Source organism: Collinsella aerofaciens (genome assembly GCF_015554145.1).
In the GTDB taxonomy this organism is placed as follows: Bacteria; Actinomycetota; Coriobacteriia; order Coriobacteriales; family Coriobacteriaceae; genus Collinsella; species Collinsella aerofaciens_AA.
The window spans coordinates 20212-41639 of sequence record NZ_JADNHZ010000019.1 but is presented as its reverse complement, the minus strand read 5'-3'; the positions used below and the strand labels follow the sequence as shown (position 1 = coordinate 41639).

The window sequence follows — 21428 nt, the reverse complement described above, 5'->3', positions numbered from 1 at the left end:
GAAAGGGGCTCACAGAGCCCCTTTCTCTTAGCTCAAAGATGAACTCTAGGCGTTGTATTTGTTACCCTCGCCGAAGGTGCCGGCCTCGACAATCCAGCCGTCCTTCATGATGACGTCCATGTTGTCGGTGTTGAGCACGTGGATGTCGGCGGCGACGTCACCGTTGACGACCAGCAGGTCGGCGCACTTGCCGGCCTCGATGGAACCGGTCTCGTCCTCGATGTGGCACATCTTGGCACCGTTGAGGGTGGCGCAGGTGATGGTCTCGACCGGGGTGAAGCCGATCTTGTCGACGAACTCGTACATCTCCTCGATGGAGCAGGTGCCGTACGGGGTGACGAAGGAGAAGGAGTCGGAGCCGATCGTCATGACGACGCCGCGCTTCTTGGCCTCGCGCAGGCAGTCGTAGTTGCGCTGCAGCTCCTTCTCGACCAGGGTGCCCTCGTACTTGTCGTGCAGCTCGGGGACGTAGACGGGCGGATAGGTGGCGTACCAGGTGGGCAGGAAGGCGATCGTCGGGGTGAAGAAGGTGCCCTGCTCGGCCATGAGGTCCATGGTGCGCTCATCGATATCGAAGCCGTGGATCAGCTGCTCGCAGCCAAAGCGGACGGAATCGTAGGCAGCGGCGTGGTTGTTGTAGCAGTGGCTCCACACGGGGATGCCGACCATCTTGGCCTCTTCGACCACGGCCTGAATCTCCTCGGAGCAGTAGTGCTGGTCGCGGCCGGAGTCCCAGCGCCAGATGCCGCCACCGGTAGCCCAGATCTTGATGGCATCGGGGTTCTCGCGCAGGCGACGGCGGACGGCCTTACGCAGATCCCAAGGACCGTCGACCTGATCGCCCCAGGGGTGCGATTCCTTGTTGAGCTCCTGGCTGCAGTGGTGGGAGTCGCCGTGGCCGGCAACGCGGCAGAAGCCAAGGCCGGTTGCCAGAACGCGCGGGCCCTTGAAGACGCCCTTGTCGATGCAGTCACGGATCTGGATACCAAAGCGGCCGATCTCGCAGACGGTGGTGAGACCGTGGGTGAGGCAGTCGTAGGCCTGCTTGACGGCGACGGCCTGCTTCTCGAGGAGCGGCTGCATGACCCAGTCGGTGTCATCGTCGGTCAGGTTGCCCGAGAAGTGCAGGTGGGTGTCGATCAGGCCGGGAAGGACGGTCTTGCCGGCGGCGTCGATAACCTCAACGCCCTCGGGAAGGTCCTGCATGACACCGGCGTACTCGATCTTGCCATTGTCGTCGACGAGAACGAGGGAGTTCTCGACCGGCTCGGCACCGGTACCGTCGATGAGCTTGCCGCCAACGATTGCATACTTAGTGGACATGGTTCCTCCTTATGGATCCATATAGTGGGCGAGGCCGCGTTGAGTTAAGGCCTCACAAAACTACCCAAGTGGTGCCGGGTTCGGTGCGCGGGAGAGAGGGCCCCGCACACCCGATCCGTCCCGGCTAGGCGTTATTTTTTGCGGGAATTGGTGAAGGCCATGAGGGCCAGGCCAACAGCCAGCCAGCCGATCACGATGCTCCACTCCACCATGTTGAGGGAGGCGGGAGAGAACGGGATCACGAGCAGGCCAATGATGGTGCCGCAGGCAACGATAGCGAGGCTGATGCCAAACTTGCCGCCAGGCACCTCGTAGGGACGAGGCAGGTCGGGCTCGGTGAAGCGCATGCGCAGGCAAGCGAGGGCGACCATGCCGCAGGAGAAGATGAAGGCGAGAGCCGACACGTTGGTCAGAGGGATGAGCATGTTCTTGTCCAGGAACGGACCGACGACGGTGATGACGCCCAGAACGACGCAGGCGAGCTTGGGAGCGCCGGACTTGGGATCGACCTCGGCGAACTTCTCGGGCAGCTGGCCCTTGCGGCCCATGGCGAGCATGATGCGGCTCGTGGCGCCGTAGAAGGAGTTCATCGGGCCCATGGGTCCAAGCGTGGCGATGACGAGCATGGCCAGGTACAGGAGCATGTTGATGCCCTTGAGGCAGGCAAGCGCGGGAACCGGGCTCTTAACAAACTCATGCCAGTCGAGGATGGTGCCGAACGAGTAGATGCAGACCATGTAGAAGCCGCCGGCGGCCAGCAGAGCCAAGGAGATGATCTTGCCGAACTTGTTCCAGTTGAGGCCCTCGGCTGCTTCCTCAGCCTGCTGAGGAATGGTGTCGAAGCCGGCGTAGAAGAACGGGGTCAGAACCAGAACCGAAACGATGCCTGCGAACAGGCTGGTGCCCTCGGTAGCGGGCTTGCCGCCGCCAGCACCGGTGACCTGGGAGAACACGGGCATGGCGTTGTCCGGCGAGCCGGTGAACAGCGAGACGCCCATGGCGAGTAGCATGCCGCAGAGCAGGGCCTTGGTCAGGAAGGCCTGCAGCTTGGCGGCCGAGCTGGCACCGCGGAAGTTGAGGAAGATGACGTAGGTTGCAAAGCCGAGCGCGATCAGCGTCGGGAACAGGTAAACGTCGGCGCCCAGGATGGTGTAGAGCTTGACGGCGCGCAGCCACTCAAGGCCGGGCAGGCTGCCGAACATCTCGGACACGAGGGTCGAGATGGCGATGGCCTTCCACGGGCACAGGATGCCGTTGCCCGGGGCCAGGAGCCAGCCGGTGATGTAGCTCATCGTACGGCCAAAGCTACGATCGACATACTCGACGATGCCGCCCGAAATGGGGATAGCAGCCGTGAGCTCACCGAAAACAGCTCCGACGGGCACGAGGAAGATTGCGCCCAAGAGGAATGCAATCATAGCGGGAACGGGACCGCCGCCCACGACCATCCAGTCGCCGACCTGCAGAACCCAACCGGTACCGATGATGGCACCGAAACCGATGGTGAAGAAGTTCCAGAGCGAAAGCGTTTTCTTCATGCCGCCGTTGTCCTCGACTGCAACTTCTGCGTTCTTGTCCGCCATTGTTCCCCTCCTTTCCTTTTTGACGCCCCCTGGCGTCACCCCTTGCGCGGCCTGTTCGACCGCGCGCTTTTATTTCGTGGCTTTAAGATACGGCCTCGGCGCCACGCTGCCGCTTATGGCTCGACCGAAGGCAGAACTGCAAAACGAGCGGCGCCGTTTTTGGGACGAACGGCGGGAGACGTCATTCGTCCTGGACGCTTTCATCTTGTCTGCTTTTGGATACCTGTTGCCGTGACGCTTGGCGCGCGGCGCGGCAACGTTCATACCATTTGTCAGGCTTTTGGCGCACATACCCATGTGTCGTGCATCTTTTTATGTAGGATAGACAAGTTACACACGAGGCAAGGTGATTCGAATGGCATACGGATACAATGACGGCGACCAACGGCCACAAAGCGTGCGCCTTGCCGGCCGCACCACGCCAACGCCCAGAAGCACCTCCGACAACGGCAACCCGCAGCGCCCCCAAGAGCAGCCCAGGGCTTCTTCTCGGCAACAAAGCCGTACCGTGCAGCAGTCAGACCGCGTGAGCACGAGCACGCGCCAACGCCAGACCGACACATCGCAGCCGCGCCGCTACGATCGCCGTAAGACCGACTACTACGTTAAACGCTCCTTTTCGCGACCTCAACGCGATCGCGGCAATTCCGCCCCTCACCCCGCGTCGCATACCACAAGCCACGTGCTTCCGGCCCGCCGCCTACGCCTTGCGCTTTGCTCCATCGCCGCCTGCCTCGTCTTTGTGTTTTTGGGATCCTGTATCTCCCACGGATCAGCCGGTCTTGAGCCCACTGCCGAGGACAAGCTGCTTAAAGCTCCCGTCGCGCCCGGTTACTCCTTTGCGTTCTCGACCCCACGCTCGCAATGGCAGGCCGGCACCATGCCCCACATCTACCAAATTGACCCCGCATGGTCGGAGCTGCCCTATGCCGGTGGCACTATCCGCGAAAACGCTTGCGGTCCCACTTGCCTCACCATGGTCTATATCTTTAAGACCGGCCACACCGATAAGACGCCGGTCGATATATGCGCGCTGGCCGAAGCCGGCAACTACGCCCCCACTGGTGCCACCGAGTGGTCGTTTATGACAGGCGGTGCGTGGCAGCTGGGACTCAACGGAACACAGCTCTATAACGATCGTGAATCGATTACCCAAGCACTTCGCTCGGGTGCGCCCGTTATCGCCGCAGTGCACCCCGGTACGTTTACCAACGTAGGCCACTACATCGTGCTCTACGGCATCGACGATGCCAACCAGATTGGCGTCTACGACCCCAACTCGGCCAGCCGCAGCGCCCGTCGCTGGGGCGTCGTAGAAGTCCTCAACGAAGTCGAAGCCATGTGGGCCTACTACTAGTCAGTGAGCACTCATTGGGGACAGACTTAAACGAGTGGTCGTTGGGGACAGTCTTACGGACGCCGGCCGAGAGCAGACGAAAAGGGCCATCCCGAACTGCTTGGAACTGCCGGCACGGAAAGCGCATCCTGCTTTGGGGCCCAATAGCGGGATGCGCTTTCCGTTAGCGGCCCGTTTGGGAAACTAGGGACCGCTTTTCGACAAAAATCTGGGATGCATTTTCCGATTGAGGGCCTCAAGGGAAACCGCACCCCATGTTGGACGCTCATTCTGGGATGTGCTTTCCGCAGTTGATCGATGCGGCCTTTAAGGACTGTCCCAAGCTGCCGGCAGGAAAGGAACGTCCCCAAGTGCCGGGTTTCCGCAGTCTGCAATGCTCCTCATGAACAGCCGCCTCAATAGCAAAAGCCCCGCGGCCGAAGCGGACCGCGGGGGCAACAGACCTGCAAGAGTTAACTCAAGTCCTCGCCATTTGATGCAATGACCTTTTGGTACCAGCAGAAGCTGTCCTTTCGGTAGCGATCGAACGTGCCTTTGCCCGTATCATCGGCATCGACATAAACAAAGCCATAGCGCTTCTTCATCTGCCCCGTCGAGGCCGACACCAAATCGATACAGCCCCACGGCGTGTATCCCATCAGGTCAACACCGTCCTCGACAATTGCATCGCGCAGCGCAAGAATATGCCTGCGCAGGTAATCAATATGATACGCATCGTGGACTTTGCCGTCTTCCAGCGCATCGAGTCCGCCCACACCGTTCTCGGCGATAAAGAGCGGAAGATGGCAACGATCGTGGTATCCGGCAAGCGTCACGCGCAAACCCAGCGCATCGATCTGCCACTTCCAGGCAGTCTCTTTATCCTTGAGGTACGGATTGCGCAGCGTCGGGAACACGTTGCCCTCCGCCTTCTCGGCGATCACCTGATCATCGGCGCACACCAAGCGCGAGCAATAGTACGAGAACGAGATGAAGTCGACCGTATGCTCTGCCAGATACTCCGTATCGCCCGGCTCAAAGGGCACGTGAACACCCTCTTTCTCGAGTGCACGCAGCTTCCAAGCAGGATAGGCGCCCGCAGCCATCACGTCTGTGTAGAAGTAGCGGCCGCGGTCCTCCTCATACGCAAGCCATACGTCCTCGGGCGCACAACGGTACGGATAGGTCGCGCCGGCAGCGATCATGCAACCCACCTTGTTTGCGGGATCGATCTTGTGCAGAATCTCGACAGCGCGAGCGCTCGCCATAAACATATGGTGCGAGAACGCCGCGGTCACGGCTGCACGGTCACGCTCATCCTCGAGCGTGACACCCGCGTTGAGATAGGACAGCGCCACGCTGTTGATCTCGTTGAACGTAAGCCAATATCGCACGAGGCCCTGGTACGCGCGTCCGACGGTCTCGACGTAGTGCGCATACCGCTCGATCATCTCTCGGCTTTGCCAGCCACCATAGCGCTCGACCAGAGCCAACGGATAGTCGTAGTGCGACAGCGTCACAAGCGGCTCGATTCCATGCTCGCGCAGCGCCTCGAATACCTGACGGTAAAACTCCAAGCCCTCGCCGTTGGGCTCGGCCTCCATCCCTGTGGGAAAAATACGGCTCCAGCAAATCGAAAGACGAAGGCACTTAAAGCCCATCTCGGCAAAGAGCTCGACGTCCTCGTGCCAATGATGGAAGAAGTCGTTGCCCCAGCGGCATGGATACAGCCTGTCCGGATCGTCCACGGGCTTTTGCCTGCCAAACATTACATCCCAGCGGTCGGAACCCTGTGGGATCAGGTCGGAGTGCGACATGCCGCGGCCGCCCTCGTTCCAGCCCCCTTCGGCCTGGTTGGCGGCGAGGGCACCACCCCACAAAAAGCCCTCGGGCATACCGGCGGCAGACGTTCTGTCAAAGTAACTCATGCTACTCAGTATCCTCGGCAGAAGCTGCCGCGGCGTTCTCCTGCTCCTGAGCCAGGAGCAGGTTGTCGTACACCTTAAAGAACGGGTACCAGACCACAGCCATGACCACGATCAAAACGATCGTAAACACCCAGATGCGCGGGTCGAGGCACTGGATAAAGCCCTGAACGAAGATGGGGAACGTGCCGCTCACCAAGATGTAGAAGTTAGAGACAAGACCCAGTGAGACCGCACCCCAATACAGCAGGGCCGAGATCATGCCGCCTAGCACAAACGGAATCATGAGGATCGGGTTGAAGATGATGGGCGCGCCGAAGATCGCGGGCTCGGAGATACGGAAGAAGCTCGGCACGATCGATGCCTTGCCAAATGCCTTGAGCTGCTGCGACTTTGCCCTAAACGCGCAGAGCGCCACAAAAGAGAACGTATTACCCGTGCCGCCGATGAGGTTGATGACCATCGACATGAGCACCGGGTGGAACTCAAGCGGCTGCCCGGCAGCATAGAGCGAGGCGTTGGCGGCAAAGGCGGCAAGCGTGACCGGGGCGGTGATGGGCATTACGATCATGTTGCCGTGGACGCCAAAGCACCAAAACAGCAGCGTCATGAAGCAGATAAGCAGTGCGCCGGGCACAGAGTCAACTGCGACGGAAAGCGGGGCAGCGAGCAGCTTCTCGATAACCGAGGGGATGGACAGCGCGGGATCGATCATCTGGATCAGCAGGTTGCCGCCAAAGAAGATGAGGATGTTGGCGAGCATAGGTACGATGGCGCCAAAGGTTTCGGACAAAAACGGCGGCACGCCATCGGGCATCTTGATGGTGATGCCCTTGGTCTGGCAGAAGCGCGTGACCTCGACGGAGACCAAGGCAACGATGATGGCGGTAAACAGGCCCTGCGCACCCAGATAGGTGCAGGGGACCGCCTGGAGCACGGACTCGTCAGCAAGCTGGTAGTAGGACGACGGCGCCGCGGCGATCAGGAACATCACCAGTGAGGTCATGCCGGCGTTAAGCTTGGGCATCTTGTAGGTGCCCGCCAGGTTATAGGCGATTGCGAACGTCACGATCACCGACAGTATGCCCATCGTCATGTTGAAGGGGATGAGCAGCGTGAGCTTATTGGCCGTGGCAAAATCGAGCCAAGGGCCAAAGACGGACCAGAACCCGCCCTGCGCCGCCAGGTCGACCGTGACCGGCGGGTTGGCGAGGACCATAAAGACGGCAGATACCAAGATGAAGCTGATCGCGCTCATAAAGCCCTTTTGCATGGAGGCAAAGTGGCGCTCGGTGCCTCAGAAATTGGCGATAGGGGTCAGTTTTTCCTGAAGCAGGGTCATGAACTTCTCCATGGTCGCCTCCTAACCCAACAGCGACTGGGCGAGTGCCAGCACGTTGGCGGCGTTGCCCATGCCGTAGTCCTGTGCGGGGATGACCGCGGTCGGCTTACCGCTCCCCTGCTTGACGGTGTTGAGCTGGTAGGACACCTGCGGCCCCAAGAGCAGCACGTCATAATTGGCGCACGTCTCCTGATACTCGCCGATACCCACCGCATCGATATCGAGCTCGATGCCGTTTTGCTCCGCATATTTCTCGAGTTTCTTCATCAGAATGCTTGTAGACAGACCAGCTGCGCAAACAAGAAGGATCTTCATAAGGGATTCCCTTCGCATTGATTGGTTGGATAGTCACCGCACGCCGCTAGGCGTTCTTGGTTGCAGTGCGCTCATACAGACAGATCAGCTCCTGCACGAGCTCCTGAGCAAGCATGGAGCACATGAGGTGGTCCTGAGCATGGACCAGCAACACATCCACCGACAGATGCTCGCCCGCTGCCTCAGTCGAAAGCAGCTGCGTTTGGATGTGGTGAGCCTTGATTCCCGCATCCTTTGACTGCTTCATGAGTTTGGCGGCGGCGTCAAAATCCCCCGCTTTTGCCTTTTCAAGGGCTTCGAAGGCAAGGCTGCGTGCCTCTCCCGCTGCAGCGACCAGCTGAAACGAAACCATCTCGGTTCCCTGATCGTCCATAACGGTCTCCTCTCCCGTGATGTTTGGTTTGTACTTGAATATTCGAAACGCCTATCTCCCGCCCGCAATCCTCGAGGTTTATTGCAGGTAGACAGACAGGGTTATCGACAAAAGAAGTCTTAAGCCGTATGCGCTTGCACAAGCGCCATCAGCTCATGCCAGGACCGGCGCTCGCGTAGGCGCTCGACCCCCTGGCGGTCCATAAAGATCTCGGCGAGCAGTGAGCTCAAGATCCGCGCCTCATCGCCGCCCGACCGGGCAAACGACACCATAAAGACGATATCGACCTCATGGCCGTATTCGTCCCAAAGAATGGGATGTTCGAGCAGGCCCACGGTAACAAAGGCCTCGGCGCTCAAGGGATGCATCCCATGGGGCATGGCTACCCCATTGCCAAACGAGGTGGCACTTGCGCTCTCGCGCTCGGCGACCTCTTGGGCAAACTGGGCATCGACACGGCCGCTCTCGACGGCGCGCTCGGAGAGATATCGGAGAACGGCCTGCTTCGACGACGCCTCAACGCGGTTGAAGAACAGGGCACGGCTAAAGAAAGAGCTCACGGAGTCCGATTGCGCAGTGTCGTCGCTCAACACCTTGCGGATAGCGTTGACATCGCTCGTCTCCAAGAAGAAATCGGCCTCGCGAACGGGCACGGGCAACTTGACGTTGAGCGGCACCGTTGTGAACACGTAGTCGATGTGCGAAAAATCGAGCGTTCCCACGCGGGCGACATCGCATGTCTCAATCGAATCGATATACATGCCAAACTGCTTGCGGTACTGGTGCTCTAGCATACGGGCGCTTCCCGCTCCCGAGGCGCACACGATCAGGATGCGTTTGCGACGCGGCTGGTCGGCTTGCTGCTCGAGGGCCAGGGCAAATGCCATGGCGATGTAGCCGAGCTCTTCATCAGAGGGCTGGCTGCCAAAATGACGCTCGAGTACCTGCGAGGTGCCAGCTGCCATCGAATAGGCCAACGGAAACCTCGTCTTGATATCGGGCAGCATGGGGTTATCCATATGCATGTGATATTCAAGGCGATAGCCCAGAGGGCCGATATGCCGAGCAAGGTTCATGCGAAGTTCAAGATCGCCGCTAAAGTCAAACCTAAACTCATCGTTGACCGCACGTACCATCTCGGAAGCAATCTCCCACATCTCATCCGAGATAACGGCAGAGCCCTTCTCGGGCACGCCCGTGCCCCTGCCGAGCAAATGGATTGCGATAAAGGCAACCTCTTCTCGGGGCATGCTCACGCCCAGGGCATCCTTGATGTTTGCGGCAATCTGGAAAGCCGCGGCGTATTCGCGCGTTCCCTCCAGTTTTTGAACGTCCGATTCTGCAGCTGGGACATAGCAGCCCTGCTCGATGCGGCCAAGAGCGATGCAAAGATGCATGATGAGATTGCGGGATGCCAGCGAGCTCACCGTGACGGGCGAGGCCGTCAGGGCATCGTCCACACATGCGGCGATGGCCCGCAGGCGCTCGGCGAGCTTTGCATCGTCGGTGTCGGGCAACACGGGCCTCACCAGCGAGGCGAGGCACAGGCGCCGTTGCGACTCCCCGCCCGCAACGCGGATTCCGTAGCGTGGGCGCTTTTCGAGCGTTAAGTCAAATTGGGCGAGTTTCTGCTCTACCAGACGCATGTCATTGGACAGAGTTCGCGCCGAAACGTAGAGTAAATCCGCATACTCCTCAATCGTCACCCACTGGGACCGCATGAGGAGGTCGTTAAGAAGGAAGGACACACGGCCGTCGCGCGTATCAGGAATGCCCGGATGAGCCAGAGCCGCACCGTCTAGCAAGCGAGCAAGCTCATCTGCACGTGCAACATCGATACGATACTGCCCCTTGCTGCCAACGATGCGTGCAACCCCTGCAAGGTTGTCGTTTGCGCGATGGATATAGTTTCTCACGGCGCGTTCGCTTACCTCGAGACGCTTGGCAAGTACCGCGACAGCGACAGGCTGAGCGTCCTCGATCATATTTACAAGCTGCTTGACGCGAGCATCCATGTCCTCCTCCTTTCCCTGCGTCTAGTCTAACTCGGTAAAGAATGACACTCCACGTCGCGCTCGTTCCGCCAACTCGGAACAGGTTGCGGGGAGTCCAGCTGAGCTATGGAGAGCCTGGGGAGAGGGCCCGAAGGCAATGCGTCGGTGTGGGATGCGCCTTCCCAGCCATTGGGCAGTCATTGGGGACAGGCTTAAATGAGTAGTCGTTGGACGTTCTTGTTTGACTAGTCGTTTAAGAACGTCCCCAATGACTATTAAGGACTGTCCCAAGCTGCCGGCAGGAAAGGACCGTCCCCAAGTGCCGGGTTTGTCCCCAATGACTAGGTGAATAGCAAAAGCCCCGCAGTCGGAGCGGACTGCGGGGCTCATGAAGAGAGGTAGTTTGTGGGCGCTTTGCCTGGCGCCCACGAGAGAGGCAACAGAGTAGAGACTACTCGTGGATGCGGGTGCCGGAGAGGCCGGCCATGGTCTCGGCGGCCTTGTCCAGGGCGCCGATAATGCAGGTGCGGCCCTTGCGGGAACGGGCGAACTTGATGGCAGCGCGGACCTTGGGCTCCATGGAACCCTTGCCGAACTGACCCTCGTCGGCCAGACGCTCGGCCTCGTCGGCGGTGAGGTCCTCGAGCTCCTCCTGGTTGGGCTTGCCAAAGTTGATGGCGACATGCTCAACGGCGGTCAGCAGGAACAGAACGTCGGCGTCGCAGTCCTCGGCCAGCAGCTCGCCGCCCAGGTCCTTGTCGATGACGGCGGGAACGCCCTTGTAGCAGCCCTTGTTCTCGTAGTCGCGGACGACGGGGATGCCGCCGCCACCGCAGGCGATGACGATGAACTCGTTGTCGAGCAGGTTGAGGATGGAGTCAGCCTCGACGATCTTCTTGGGATCGGGGGAGGCGACGACGCGACGCCAGCCGCGGCCGGAATCCTCGACGAAGACCTTGGAGGGGTCCTCGGCCATGAACTCCTTGGCCTGCTCCTCGGTGTAGAACGGGCCGATCGGCTTGGTCGGGTTCTTGAACGCGGGATCGTCGGGGTCGCACTCGATCTGGGTGACGACGGTGGCGGCGTGCCAACGCTTATAGCGCTTGTGCATCTCGCGGCCGATGCCCTGCTGCAGGTGGTAGCCGATGTAGCCCTGGGACATGGCGCCGCACTCGGGCAGCGGCATCTCGGGGGTGCCGATGGCGTCGTGGGCAGCGGCGAAGGCGTTCTGGATCATGCCGACCTGCGGGCCGTTGCCGTGGGTGATGATGATCTCGTTGCCCTGCTCGATAAGACCGAGGAGAGCGTGGGCGGTGTTGCTCACGGCCTCGATCTGCTCGACGGGGTTGTTGCCGAGGGCGTTGCCGCCAAGGGCGACGACAATACGATCGGGCTTGCCAAGAGGCTTAGACATTGCTGGAATCCTTTCTGTAAAAGGCCTACAACCCATTAATAACCCGCGTCCGTGCGATACGCGAGTTTATTAAGGTTTATATTCTCTTTATCGCTCATTTTATTCATTTTGAAAATAGTGGAGCGGTGAACGGTCGTTTTTATCCGCTCAGCGTACAGAATCCCAGCTCAGACATATCTACGCCATTTACGTGCGACTTTATTTGAATACAGCAAGGATTATGTTGGATTATACAAACTATATCTCTGCTAAACACAAAACGGACAGCATAATATCTTACTCGCACTATACGAGATTCTATGCACTTATAGGACGAGTATGCATCCCTGCAAAAACATGGGGCTTTTCATCCAACAAAAAGGATAGTCGATCGTGCTTCACCCTGCGGTAAGCGACTGTGAACAAGTTGCGCTGTGCCCAAGCGTCCAAAAAAATCTAAACAGGGATATTGCTTCGGCTCCCAAGGCGTGATACTTTAGCCAAGTACAGCACGGGCTGGGGCGGCAGGCATCTGTCGTGAAGTTTGGGTTCGGCGACCCCGTGGCTGTCTTCTCCTTTATCCGCCAGCGAGCCCCTTGAGCGACGGATTGAGGAGGTCCTTACTATGACAAAAATGCTCAAGATTACGCTGAATGGTGAGACGTTTCTCGCCGACATGCTCTGGGACAAAGCGCCCGAAGCATGCAGATTGTTCGAAGCGTCCTGTCCGGTCGAGTCGCGCATCTTTTCGGCAAAGATTTGCGATACCGAGGTGACCTATCCCGTATCGGGCCCCATCGCCAACTACGAGCACATCGAGAATCCCGTCTTTAACGAGCCGGCGGGTGCGGTGAGCTGGTACGGCGGCTGGTCTTCGGTCTGTATCTTCTTTGATGTTTGCGAGCCTTTTGGCACCTGCAACATGTTTGCCCGCATCTGCGAGGCCGACCGCGAGCGCTTTGCCACCGCTTGTCGCAACATTTGGGACAATCAGGGCATGTACATCAAAAACGAAATCGTCGAGATCGAAGCGGAGGCCTAAAGATGATGAATATCGACACCCTGCTTGTACTCGACCTTGCGGAGTACACCACTTCGCTAGAAGCCCTTGCCGACCAAATGATGCTTGAGGAGCCGCGCGATATCGACTATATGCGTCGCCGCAAGCTCGACACTGGCCGCGAGTTCGCAGTATGGAACTTTACCGTCGGCTACTGCATGAACGCTGCCGACGCCCTTTCGCTCCTGCGCGCCCAGGCAGCCGAGAACGTCAACGGTAACACCGCCGACTTGGCCACCCTCAACAACAGCGCCGCGCGCCTGTGCGACTGGTTCTCGGGCGCCTTTGACGTCACCGGCAAGATGGACGATACGACCGCCGTCCTCGCCCGCAGCCGCGACCTCTACGCCCAGGTCGAGACCCATGAGCAGTTTGCCGCCCTCACCCGCGCCACCGAGCGCTATCTGGTCCAGCTGCAATTTTGGGTCGATCGCCAGATTCCCTGGCCGGCCATCAGCGACCTGGTCCACGGCTACCGTCTGCGCACCGAAACCGGCGAGACAAGGTAAACCGGACTAGCAGCACCAACCACACCCCATCACGGGGCCCAAAGTAGTAATCAAGAGGCTGGAGACGCAAGCAACAGCGTCCCCAGCCTTTTTGCATGGTACCGCGCCGGTTCGATGGCTTTGAGACCTAAGCGAATCTTCGCTATCTGCCAATTTCTGTATGATTTGGGTCATTTCTAACTGCCAATTTTTGTACTTATAGGGGCAATCCTATCTACCAATTTTTGTCATTTAGGAGTTTTAATGCCACCCAGTAAGATCATTGATGGGCTTTTGAACTGGCAAAACAACTCCAATAAGGCGTTGCTTGTTATCAGCTCCCCCTCTATACCCAGAGAAGCGCGTGGTTTCGCGGCAATGCCGCGAAACAGCAACCGGGACAAAAGGCCCTGCCAACCACGCCCCCCGTTCAGTCCCACAATCCGAGGACGTAGTCGTAGCAGGATCTGAGGGCTGACCTTCGCGGACATTCCGCAGGACGAAAGAACCCCCGCCGCACGAAGTGCACAGCGGGGGTTCTTTCATGTCCGAGGACGTCCGCGAAGGTCAGCCCTCAGATCCTGCGGTGAGAGACCTAGGCCTCGTTGTACACCGTCTTGAGCTTCAGCAGGTGCTGGTAGCGATCCATGGCGGCCTGCTCGTTCTCCTTGAAGAGCTCCTCGGCGCGCTCGGGGAAGGAACGCGTCAGCGAAGCGTAACGGGCCTCGTTCATCAGGAACTCCTGATAACCGCCCGCGGGCTCCTTGGAATCGAGCGAGAACTTCTTGCCGGCAGCAGCCTCGGGGTTGAAGCGGAAGAGGTTCCAGTAACCGCACTCGACAGCCTTCTTCATCTCGGCCTGGCAGTTCTGCATGCCGCCCTTCTTGATGGAGTGCATCTCGCAGGGGCTGTAGCCGATGATGAGGGACGGGCCGTCGTAGGCCTCGGCCTCATGGATGGCCTTGAGGGTCTGAGCCGGGTTGGCGCCCATGGCAACCTGTGCCACGTAGACGTAGCCGTAGCTCATGGCAATCTCGGCCAGAGACTTCTTCTTGGTCACCTTACCGGCAGCGGCGAACTGAGCGACCTGGCCCAGGTTCGAGGCCTTGGAGGCCTGACCACCGGTGTTGGAGTAGACCTCGGTATCGAAGACGAAGACGTTGACATTGTGGCCGGAAGCCAGGACGTGGTCCAGGCCACCGAAGCCGATGTCGTAGGCCCAGCCGTCGCCGCCGAAGATCCAGAAGGACTTCTTGGTGAGGTAAGCCTTGTCGGCGAGGATCGCCTTGGAAGCGTCGCAGCCGCACTTCTCGAGCTCGGCAACGTAGGCAGCGGCAGCGGTCTTGGAAGCCTCGGCGTCGTTGACGGAGTCGATCCAAGCCTGGCCGGCGGCCTTGAGCTCGTCGGACGGACCATCGGCAGCGATGATGTCCTGGGTGGCGGCGATCAGCTTGTTCTGGACGGCCTCGTAACCGACAGCCATGCCCAGACCGTGCTCGGCATTGTCCTCGAACAGGGAGTTGTTCCACGCCGGGCCGTGACCGTCCTTGTCCTTGCAGTAAGGAGCGGTGGCAGCGGGGTTGCCCCAAATGGAGGAGCAGCCGGTGGCGTTGGAGATGAACATGCGGTCGCCGGCGACCTGGGTCACCAGACGTGCATAGGCGGTCTCGGCGCAGCCGGCGCAGGAGCCAGAGAACTCCAGGTAGGGCTGCTTAAACTGGCTGCCCTTGACGTTGGCCGCGATGAGCTCCTTCTTCTCGGAGACGTTCTCGACCATGTAGTCCCAAACGGGCTGCTGGTCCATCTCCTGCTCGGTGGGAACCATCTCGAGGGCACCCTTGGGGCAGACCTTGACGCAGTTGGTGCAGCCCATGCAGTCGAGCGGGGACACGGCCATGGTGAACTTCATGCCCTTGGCCTTGGGGCCCATGGCGTCGAGCGTGCGGGTAGCCTCGGGCGCGGCGGCAGCCTCATCCTCGGTCATCGCGAACGGACGGATGGTGGCATGCGGGCACACATAGGCGCACTGGTTGCACTGGATGCACTTGGTCTCGTCCCAGTGAGGAACGACCACGGCGACGCCGCGCTTCTCGTATGCGGAGGCGCCCAGCTCAAACTGGCCGTCGGCGCAATCGACGAAGGCGGAAACGGGCAGGCTGTCGCCATCCATGCGATCGATGGGCTCGAGCAGGTTCTTGACCTGCTGGGCGATGGCGGACTTGGTCTCCTCGGAGAGCTCGACGGGAGCGGCATCCTCGGCAGTTGCCCAGTCGGCCGGAACCTCGAACTTACGGAAGGCGGTAGCGCCGGCATCGATGGCCTTGTGGTTGGCGTCGACGATGGCCTGGCCCTTCTTCATGTAGGACTTGGTGGCCGCGTCCTTCATGTACTGCAGGGCGTCCTCGGCGGGCAGGACCTTGGCCAGCGCGAAGAAGGCGGACTGGAGCACCGTGTTGGTGCGCTTGCCCATGCCGACCTTGGCGGCCAGGTCGATAGCGTCAATCAGGTAGACGTTGACGTTGTTGTTCGCGATGTAGCGCTTGGCCACGGCGGGCATGTGCTCGGCGAACTCCTCGTCGCTCCACTGGCAGTTGACCAGGAAGGTGCCGCCCGGCTTGACGTCGCGGACCATCTTGAAGCCCTTGACGATGTAGCTGGGGTTGTGGCAGGCGACAAAGTCGGCCTTGGTCACGTAGTACGGCGAGCGGATCGGGGAATCACCAAAGCGCAGGTGCGAGACGGTGACGCCGCCGGTCTTCTTGGAGTCGTACTGGAAGTAGGCCTGAACGTACTTGTCGGTGTGGTCGCCGATGATCTTGATCGAGTTCTTGTTGGCGCCGACGGTACCGTCGCCACCCAGACCCCAGAACTTGCACTCGATGGTGCCGGGGGCTGCAGTGTTGGGCGCATCCTCGGCCTCGGGCAGGCTCAGGTTGGTCACGTCATCGACAATGCCGATGGTGAACTCGCGCTTGGGCTCGTCCTTCTTAAGCTCCTCGAAGACAGCGAACGCGGACGCGGGAGGCGTGTCCTTGCTGCCCAGGCCGTAACGGCCGCCGACGACCTTGATGCCCGTCTTGCCGGCCTCGTAGAGAGCGGAGACGACGTCCTGGTAGAGCGGCTCGCCGATGGAACCCGGCTCCTTGGTGCGGTCCATGACGGCGATCTTCTGGACGGTCTCGGGGAGAACGTCGACGAAGTGCTTGATGGAGAACGGACGGAACAGGCGAACCTTGACCAGGCCGACCTTCTCGCCGTGAGCGTTGAGGTAGTCGATGACTTCCTCGAGCACGTCGCAGAAGGAGCCCATGCACACGACGACACGATCGGCGTCGGGAGCGCCGTAGTAGTTGAACAGGCCGTAATCGGTGCCGAGCTTCTCGTTGATCTTCTTCATGTAGCCCTCGACGACGGCGGGAAGCTCGTCGTAGACCTTGTTGCAGGCCTCACGGTTCTGGAAGAAGATATCGCCGTTCTCGTGGCTGCCGCGGGTGTGCGGGTGCTCAGGGTTGAGCGCATGGTCGCGGAAAGCCTGGACGGCGTCCATGTCGCACATCTCGGCCAGATCCTTGTAGTCCCACATGGCGACCTTCTGGATCTCGTGGCTGGTGCGGAAGCCGTCGAAGAAGTTGAGGAACGGGGTCTTACCCTCGATGGCGGCAAGGTGAGCCACCGGCGAGAGGTCCATGACCTCCTGGACGTTGCCCTCGGCGAGCATGGCGAAGCCGGTCTGACGGCAGGCCATGACGTCGGAGTGATCGCCAAAAATGTTCAGGGCGTGGGAAGCGACGCAACGCGCGGAGACGTGGAAGACGCCCGGGAGCTGCTCGCCCGCGATCTTGTACATGTTCGGGATCATCAGGAGCAGACCCTGAGAAGCCGTGTAGGTGGTGGTTAGAGCACCGGCGCCCAGCGAACCGTGAACGGTACCGGCTGCACCTGCCTCGGACTCCATCTCGACGACCTTGACCGGGGTGCCGAAGATGTTCTTGCGACCCTGGGCCGCCCACTGGTCGACATGGTCGGCCATCGGGCTGGACGGCGTAATGGGATAGATTCCCGCTACCTCGGTGTACGCATACGAAACATATGCGGCCGCCTCGTTGCCGTCCATAGACTTAAACTTACGCGCCATATACCCCTCTCCTCTCATATAGGTATACAGGCCCCGGCGATCGCCGGGATGTTGGCGTGATGGGATTTACGCTGTTGCTTCCAATCATCTGGCAGGCAGGCTCAGCAGCAGGTACATGGCGTGGAGAGAAGACATGCCGAGGCGAGGGGCAGTTGATGCGCCCCACAGACCCGACCGCCCGTCTTGCACATGACCGAGCGCCGCAAAGGCCGCATGCCGGATGCTCCCGGGCACGCCCCGGCGATGGGAAGAGCCCGCAACGGAAATCCGCATGCGGGTTTATTGTACCCCGCCTTCAAGTGTAATTTCGGCAAATATAGGCGGGCGGTAAAGGTTTACCTTGGGTGACTGCCAAGGGCCAAAATGGCCTCTCCATCCCCAGGCGACCGGCTCTGGCGCGCCAAGGAGTGTCCCCAGCCGGCAGAAAAGGAACGTCCCCATCTGCCGGCTAGAGGGCACCGAAAAGGATGGCGTAGGTAGTGGATTCGCCGAGCTTGAGCTCGTCGCCGGGATTGAGTTGGGCGGAACGGCCGGGCTCGACCTGAATGCAGACGCGCGTGGCCCCGTTTACCACCACGGTTCCGTTGGTGGACGACAAGTCCTCGACGTGCCAGATATTTTGAGCATCGCACCAGATATGGGCATGGCGGGCCGAGACATCGTCGCCGACGTCGGTAATATCGCCCTCACCAGTGGCCAGCGCGCCAATCTCAACACCCTGCTCACTCGGCTGAATCCAGCGCGGGGCGCTCACGACAAAACTGTTTTGCACGCGCAGCAAGCCCAAGGGGTGCGCCGGGGCGGGTTCGCGTTCGCCTGCGGTCAGCGACATGCCAAGCGAACGCGGCGTGGATGTGCCTCCGCCACAGGTCGCGTGTGCGTAGTCGATGGCATAGTTCACCGAGGACCGCACATCCGCCGAACAACCGACGGCGACAAACAGCACCAGCACGGCCTCGGCGCGCTCGGCGGGCATGAGTTCCGCCGCCTGGGACAGGCGATCGAGCGCGTTGCGATAGAGATTTGTGTCCTGGTGGCACTCTTCGAGCGCGCGTACCATCGGTTCACCTGCAGGGCCGCACACCATATTGATCACAGCCGTGGAGTCCATGGGATTGCGCTGGCGCAGGGCCAGTTGCGACATAATACGCGCAGCCGAGGTACCGTATTCGGCAAAGTAGCGCTGCTGAAGTGTGCCGACCGGTGCGCGAACGATAAAGCGGGAAACCCAAGAGCGATCGGCAGCTCGGCTCTGCGGGCTGCGGCCGTCGGCGAGCGGACGGGACGAAAGCACCAAGCCGCACAGCTCGATATGGCTCAGATGCGCCGCGCGCTTAAAGATGTCAAACATGGCCCCGCATGGGGTGAGCTCAACTTGAGATGCCATGACCTAGGCCTCCTTGGTCGTAGAAATAGAATCGGACGATACTTCGACAGGTCCGCCAAAAGTACGGGCAGCTGCGGCTCCACCGGCAAGCGGAGTCGCCATCTGGGCTTTTGTGCGTCGCGGTGCCGAAACGGGAAGTTCAAAGGCAAAGCCCATCGCAAGCAAAAACCACGTAAGCGTATAGGTTGCAACCAGAGCGGCAACAAGGCCGCCCATCACGGCGCGTTGGGAAAATACGCTACATGCAGCCACAACCAGCACCGGAACCTCGCAGGCAGAAAGCGCAAGCACACCCTGCAGGAAGCCCGAGCGCCGATCGCGCGCAAGTGCCCCCGCGGCAACGCCGGCCATGCCTGGCAGCGCCAGCGCCAGTGCGGCAATAACACCCGGTAGCGACCCAGACCACACGAGCGATCCCAAAGTCGCCGTCACGCGAGCGCCCGACGCCAGCAGCGCGGCCGAAACCACGACCGCAGCCCAAACCACGCCGCAGACGACCGCCGCGCCGACCATCAGCGCGCGACGAACCGCGCGGCCGGACGCATCCATGGGGCACGGCGTGAGCGGCTCGCCGCGGAGCGAACGACCGACATTTTGCGCATAGTGGTCACAAAACGCCGAGAGCGCCGCCTCGACCGCCGCCGGCTCGGGACGATCTTTTTGATGGCTGGACAGACAGGCCATCACCACGTCGAACAGCTGGGCATCGACAAACGCCAGCGCATCGCGTAGCTCCTCGGAATCCGGCTCAAGCCCCAGCTGCTGGGCCTGCTCGGCCGCGGCGAGCGCCACATCGGGCTCACGACGAAGCAACTGAGTCAAATCGCAACCGGGCGCATGGGCACCAATGGGATAGTCGGGCTGCGTGTCCATCTTGAGACGGTAGGGGCTGGCGATGTCGCGCGTCTTTTTGCGCGAACCCGAGGCGCCCGAAGTGCTCGGCACGGCTTCGTATGGCGCGACGCCGGCAATGAGCTCGTAAACCGTGCTTGCCGCGGCATAGACGTCAATCGCCGGCGACATACGCAAAGCGCGCAGGTCGGGAATATCGTCGGTGAGCATCTCGGGCGGGGCATAGGCAACCGTCGCGCGACGCAGCGTGGCATAGCGCTCGGTAAAGGATGCCTTGCCGCCGGTACCAGCCACGGCCGACGCAGGCTCAAGCGCCAGCGACGAGCCAAAGTCGATCAGGCACAGGTCAAAGGTGCCCTCGGCAAGCTGCCGGTCAAGCGGTAGACGCGCCGTACGCACCATAATATTAGCGGGCGAGATATCGCGATGGACAAAGCCCTCACCCACCAGGCTCATACGGCAGAGCAGATCGAACAGGTCGCGACCCAAACGCGCCGCCACAAGCGGCGACAGGCGTCCGGCATCGTCCACGGCGAGCCGCGAACGCAAGCGGGCGAGCGTCTCGCCCTCGACCCATTCCATGACAATTGCAGGCACACCGTCGACCTCGCCCCAGCCATAGAGGCGGGGAAAGCCCTTAAGGCCCGAAAGGGCGCGATGGCATTCGTATTCCTCGCGAAACGCCGCCTTGAACTTGGCGACCAGCGCCTCGTGAGTTGCATCGTCGTCAAACTCATCGCGCGTCGGCAAGATGAGCTGCTTGAGCGCCACGGCCTCGCCTTGGGCGTTGACGGCACGCGTCACGCGGCCGATACCGCCACGGCGTATGGTGGCATCGTCGGCAAACAGCATCGTAAAACGACGCAGATAGGCAGGCAGTTCGTCCTGACCGAGCGCAATGGCCGGCTCAAACCCGTCGACACGCGCCAGGCGCAGGCCGACCATGGAATCGCGACCGAGCGATTGTGGTGTGGTGGATGCAAGATCGGTCATCATAGGGCAAGCGCCGCCACGTTATTGTTGAAGTTACCGAGCGCGACGTCATCATCGCCGTAATGGCCGACCCATTGACATAGGTTGGTGTAACAGCCCCACAGATTGGCATACTGCTGATACCACTTTGACCGGGGCGAGAATGTCTGACGACCGAACTCGGCTCGAATGACAAACATCTCCCCGACCAGACTGTCGCACGGCCTGGGATCTCCCGTAGAGTTATAGGTCGAAACCACGTCATTGGCACGAGAAACATAGCCGTCGAGCATGTTGTACTTGGTCACAAGCCAACTGTGAATGCTCTCTTCCTCAGCAGCGGAAAGGCCACCGGAGTTTGCATCGTTGTCAGTGTTGCCGCCCGTCGAGCCGCCGTTTCCAGACCCTCCGGCAGAGGAACCCGATCCTGAGCCGCCGCCCGAACTCGACGAATCCGAGCCGGAGCCAGAAGTATCCGAGCTACCGGGCTTTCCGGACTGCTGGGCGTCCTGCTCCTTCTGCTGCTCGACCTTACTCACCGTTGCCGCCACGCTATTGTTGGACAACCGATCGATGATCTTGGTGTTGGTGAGCACGATGGTTTTGCCATTGGCAAGCGTGACTTCGTTGTCTGGGGCCTCGGCGCCGTTCGCGTCGTCGGTGCCAAACACAATATGCGCGACCACACTTGCCCAAGCATATCCAGTCGTGGTGCCCAGGTCACTTTTGACCTCATGCCCCACGCGCGGTTCGCGTGCGGCATGCGCCTGCATCATGGACGGCACGGTCATGCCATAGACAGAAACGCCAGCTATGACCAGCACCAGCGAGCAAGACAGCAGTGCGTACGCCCGCGGCGCCAAGCCCAGTCGGCGTCGCATGCGCACCGCGGCGCCGCGCTTTGTCTGAGTGCCACCGGGCCGCATGCGTTCTCCTCCAACAAAAACACG

Annotated in this window: 14 protein-coding genes and 1 pseudogene; 3 read left to right on the top strand and 12 right to left on the bottom strand. The window is 60.6% G+C overall.

From position 1 onward, the window contains the following. Positions 1-45: 45 nt before the first annotated feature. Positions 46-1323 carry a metal-dependent hydrolase family protein gene (locus I2E13_RS08170; RefSeq protein ID WP_195404777.1) on the bottom strand — a complete coding sequence of 426 codons (1278 nt, stop codon included), beginning with the start codon at positions 1321-1323 and terminating at the stop codon, positions 46-48. Positions 1324-1454: 131 nt separating this feature from the next. Then, the gene (locus I2E13_RS08165) at positions 1455-2906 is read right to left on the bottom strand and encodes an APC family permease (RefSeq protein WP_195404776.1); all 1452 of its coding nucleotides are present in this window, start codon (positions 2904-2906) and stop codon (positions 1455-1457) included. Positions 2907-3261: 355 nt separating this feature from the next. Here I2E13_RS08165 and I2E13_RS10970 point away from each other — a divergent pair, with 355 nt between their 5' ends. After that, on the top strand, positions 3262-4263 hold the full coding sequence (locus tag I2E13_RS10970) for a C39 family peptidase (RefSeq protein WP_229057897.1): 1002 nt from the start codon (positions 3262-3264) through the stop codon (positions 4261-4263). Between the two features lie 452 nt (positions 4264-4715). Here I2E13_RS10970 and I2E13_RS08155 read toward each other — a convergent pair whose 3' ends face one another. The 6 genes and pseudogenes from I2E13_RS08155 to arcC all read right to left on the bottom strand — a co-directional run bounded on the left by I2E13_RS08155 (position 4716) and on the right by arcC (position 11605). Beyond that, entirely contained in the window at positions 4716-6170 is a 1455-nt protein-coding gene (locus I2E13_RS08155) for a family 1 glycosylhydrolase (protein ID WP_267472489.1), read from the bottom strand. A 1-nt stretch (position 6171) separates the two neighbouring features. Beyond that, positions 6172-7449: pseudogene (locus I2E13_RS08150) on the bottom strand (PTS sugar transporter subunit IIC); the annotation flags it as partial. Between the two features lie 81 nt (positions 7450-7530). Then, positions 7531-7824, bottom strand: a complete 294-nt coding sequence (locus I2E13_RS08145; protein WP_117648560.1) for a PTS sugar transporter subunit IIB — start codon at positions 7822-7824, stop codon at positions 7531-7533. A gap of 46 nt (positions 7825-7870) precedes the next feature. After that, positions 7871-8197 carry a PTS lactose/cellobiose transporter subunit IIA gene (locus tag I2E13_RS08140; protein ID WP_117757821.1) on the bottom strand — a complete coding sequence of 109 codons (327 nt, stop codon included), beginning with the start codon at positions 8195-8197 and terminating at the stop codon, positions 7871-7873. A gap of 119 nt (positions 8198-8316) precedes the next feature. Next, a complete protein-coding gene (locus I2E13_RS08135) occupies positions 8317-10212 on the bottom strand; it encodes a BglG family transcription antiterminator (RefSeq protein ID WP_195404775.1) in 1896 nt (631 codons plus the stop codon). 430 nt (positions 10213-10642) lie between these two features. Then, the gene (gene arcC / locus I2E13_RS08130; RefSeq protein WP_006235166.1) at positions 10643-11605 is read right to left on the bottom strand and encodes a carbamate kinase; all 963 of its coding nucleotides are present in this window, start codon (positions 11603-11605) and stop codon (positions 10643-10645) included. Between the two features lie 604 nt (positions 11606-12209). Here arcC and I2E13_RS08125 point away from each other — a divergent pair. After that, on the top strand, positions 12210-12626 hold the full coding sequence (locus I2E13_RS08125) for a DUF3830 family protein (RefSeq protein ID WP_117763384.1): 417 nt from the start codon (positions 12210-12212) through the stop codon (positions 12624-12626). Between the two features lie 2 nt (positions 12627-12628). Continuing rightward, the gene (locus I2E13_RS08120) at positions 12629-13153 is read left to right on the top strand and encodes a hypothetical protein (RefSeq protein WP_117743979.1); all 525 of its coding nucleotides are present in this window, start codon (positions 12629-12631) and stop codon (positions 13151-13153) included. Positions 13154-13727: 574 nt separating this feature from the next. On the opposite strand, the gene nifJ is transcribed toward I2E13_RS08120, so the two are convergent. The 4 genes from nifJ to I2E13_RS08100 form a co-directional block, all read right to left on the bottom strand. Beyond that, a complete protein-coding gene (gene nifJ / locus I2E13_RS08115; protein WP_117743978.1) occupies positions 13728-17267 on the bottom strand; it encodes a pyruvate:ferredoxin (flavodoxin) oxidoreductase in 3540 nt (1179 codons plus the stop codon). Positions 17268-17715: 448 nt separating this feature from the next. Continuing rightward, positions 17716-18654, bottom strand: coding sequence for an FHA domain-containing protein (locus I2E13_RS08110; RefSeq protein ID WP_118270928.1), 939 nt, complete (start codon positions 18652-18654; stop codon positions 17716-17718). 3 nt (positions 18655-18657) lie between these two features. After that, entirely contained in the window at positions 18658-20502 is a 1845-nt protein-coding gene (locus tag I2E13_RS08105) for a serine/threonine protein kinase (RefSeq protein WP_195404774.1), read from the bottom strand. Further along, positions 20499-21404 carry a hypothetical protein gene (locus I2E13_RS08100; RefSeq protein ID WP_117743975.1) on the bottom strand — a complete coding sequence of 302 codons (906 nt, stop codon included), beginning with the start codon at positions 21402-21404 and terminating at the stop codon, positions 20499-20501. Before I2E13_RS08100 ends, I2E13_RS08105 begins: the two co-directional genes overlap by 4 nt. Positions 21405-21428 lie beyond the last annotated feature (24 nt).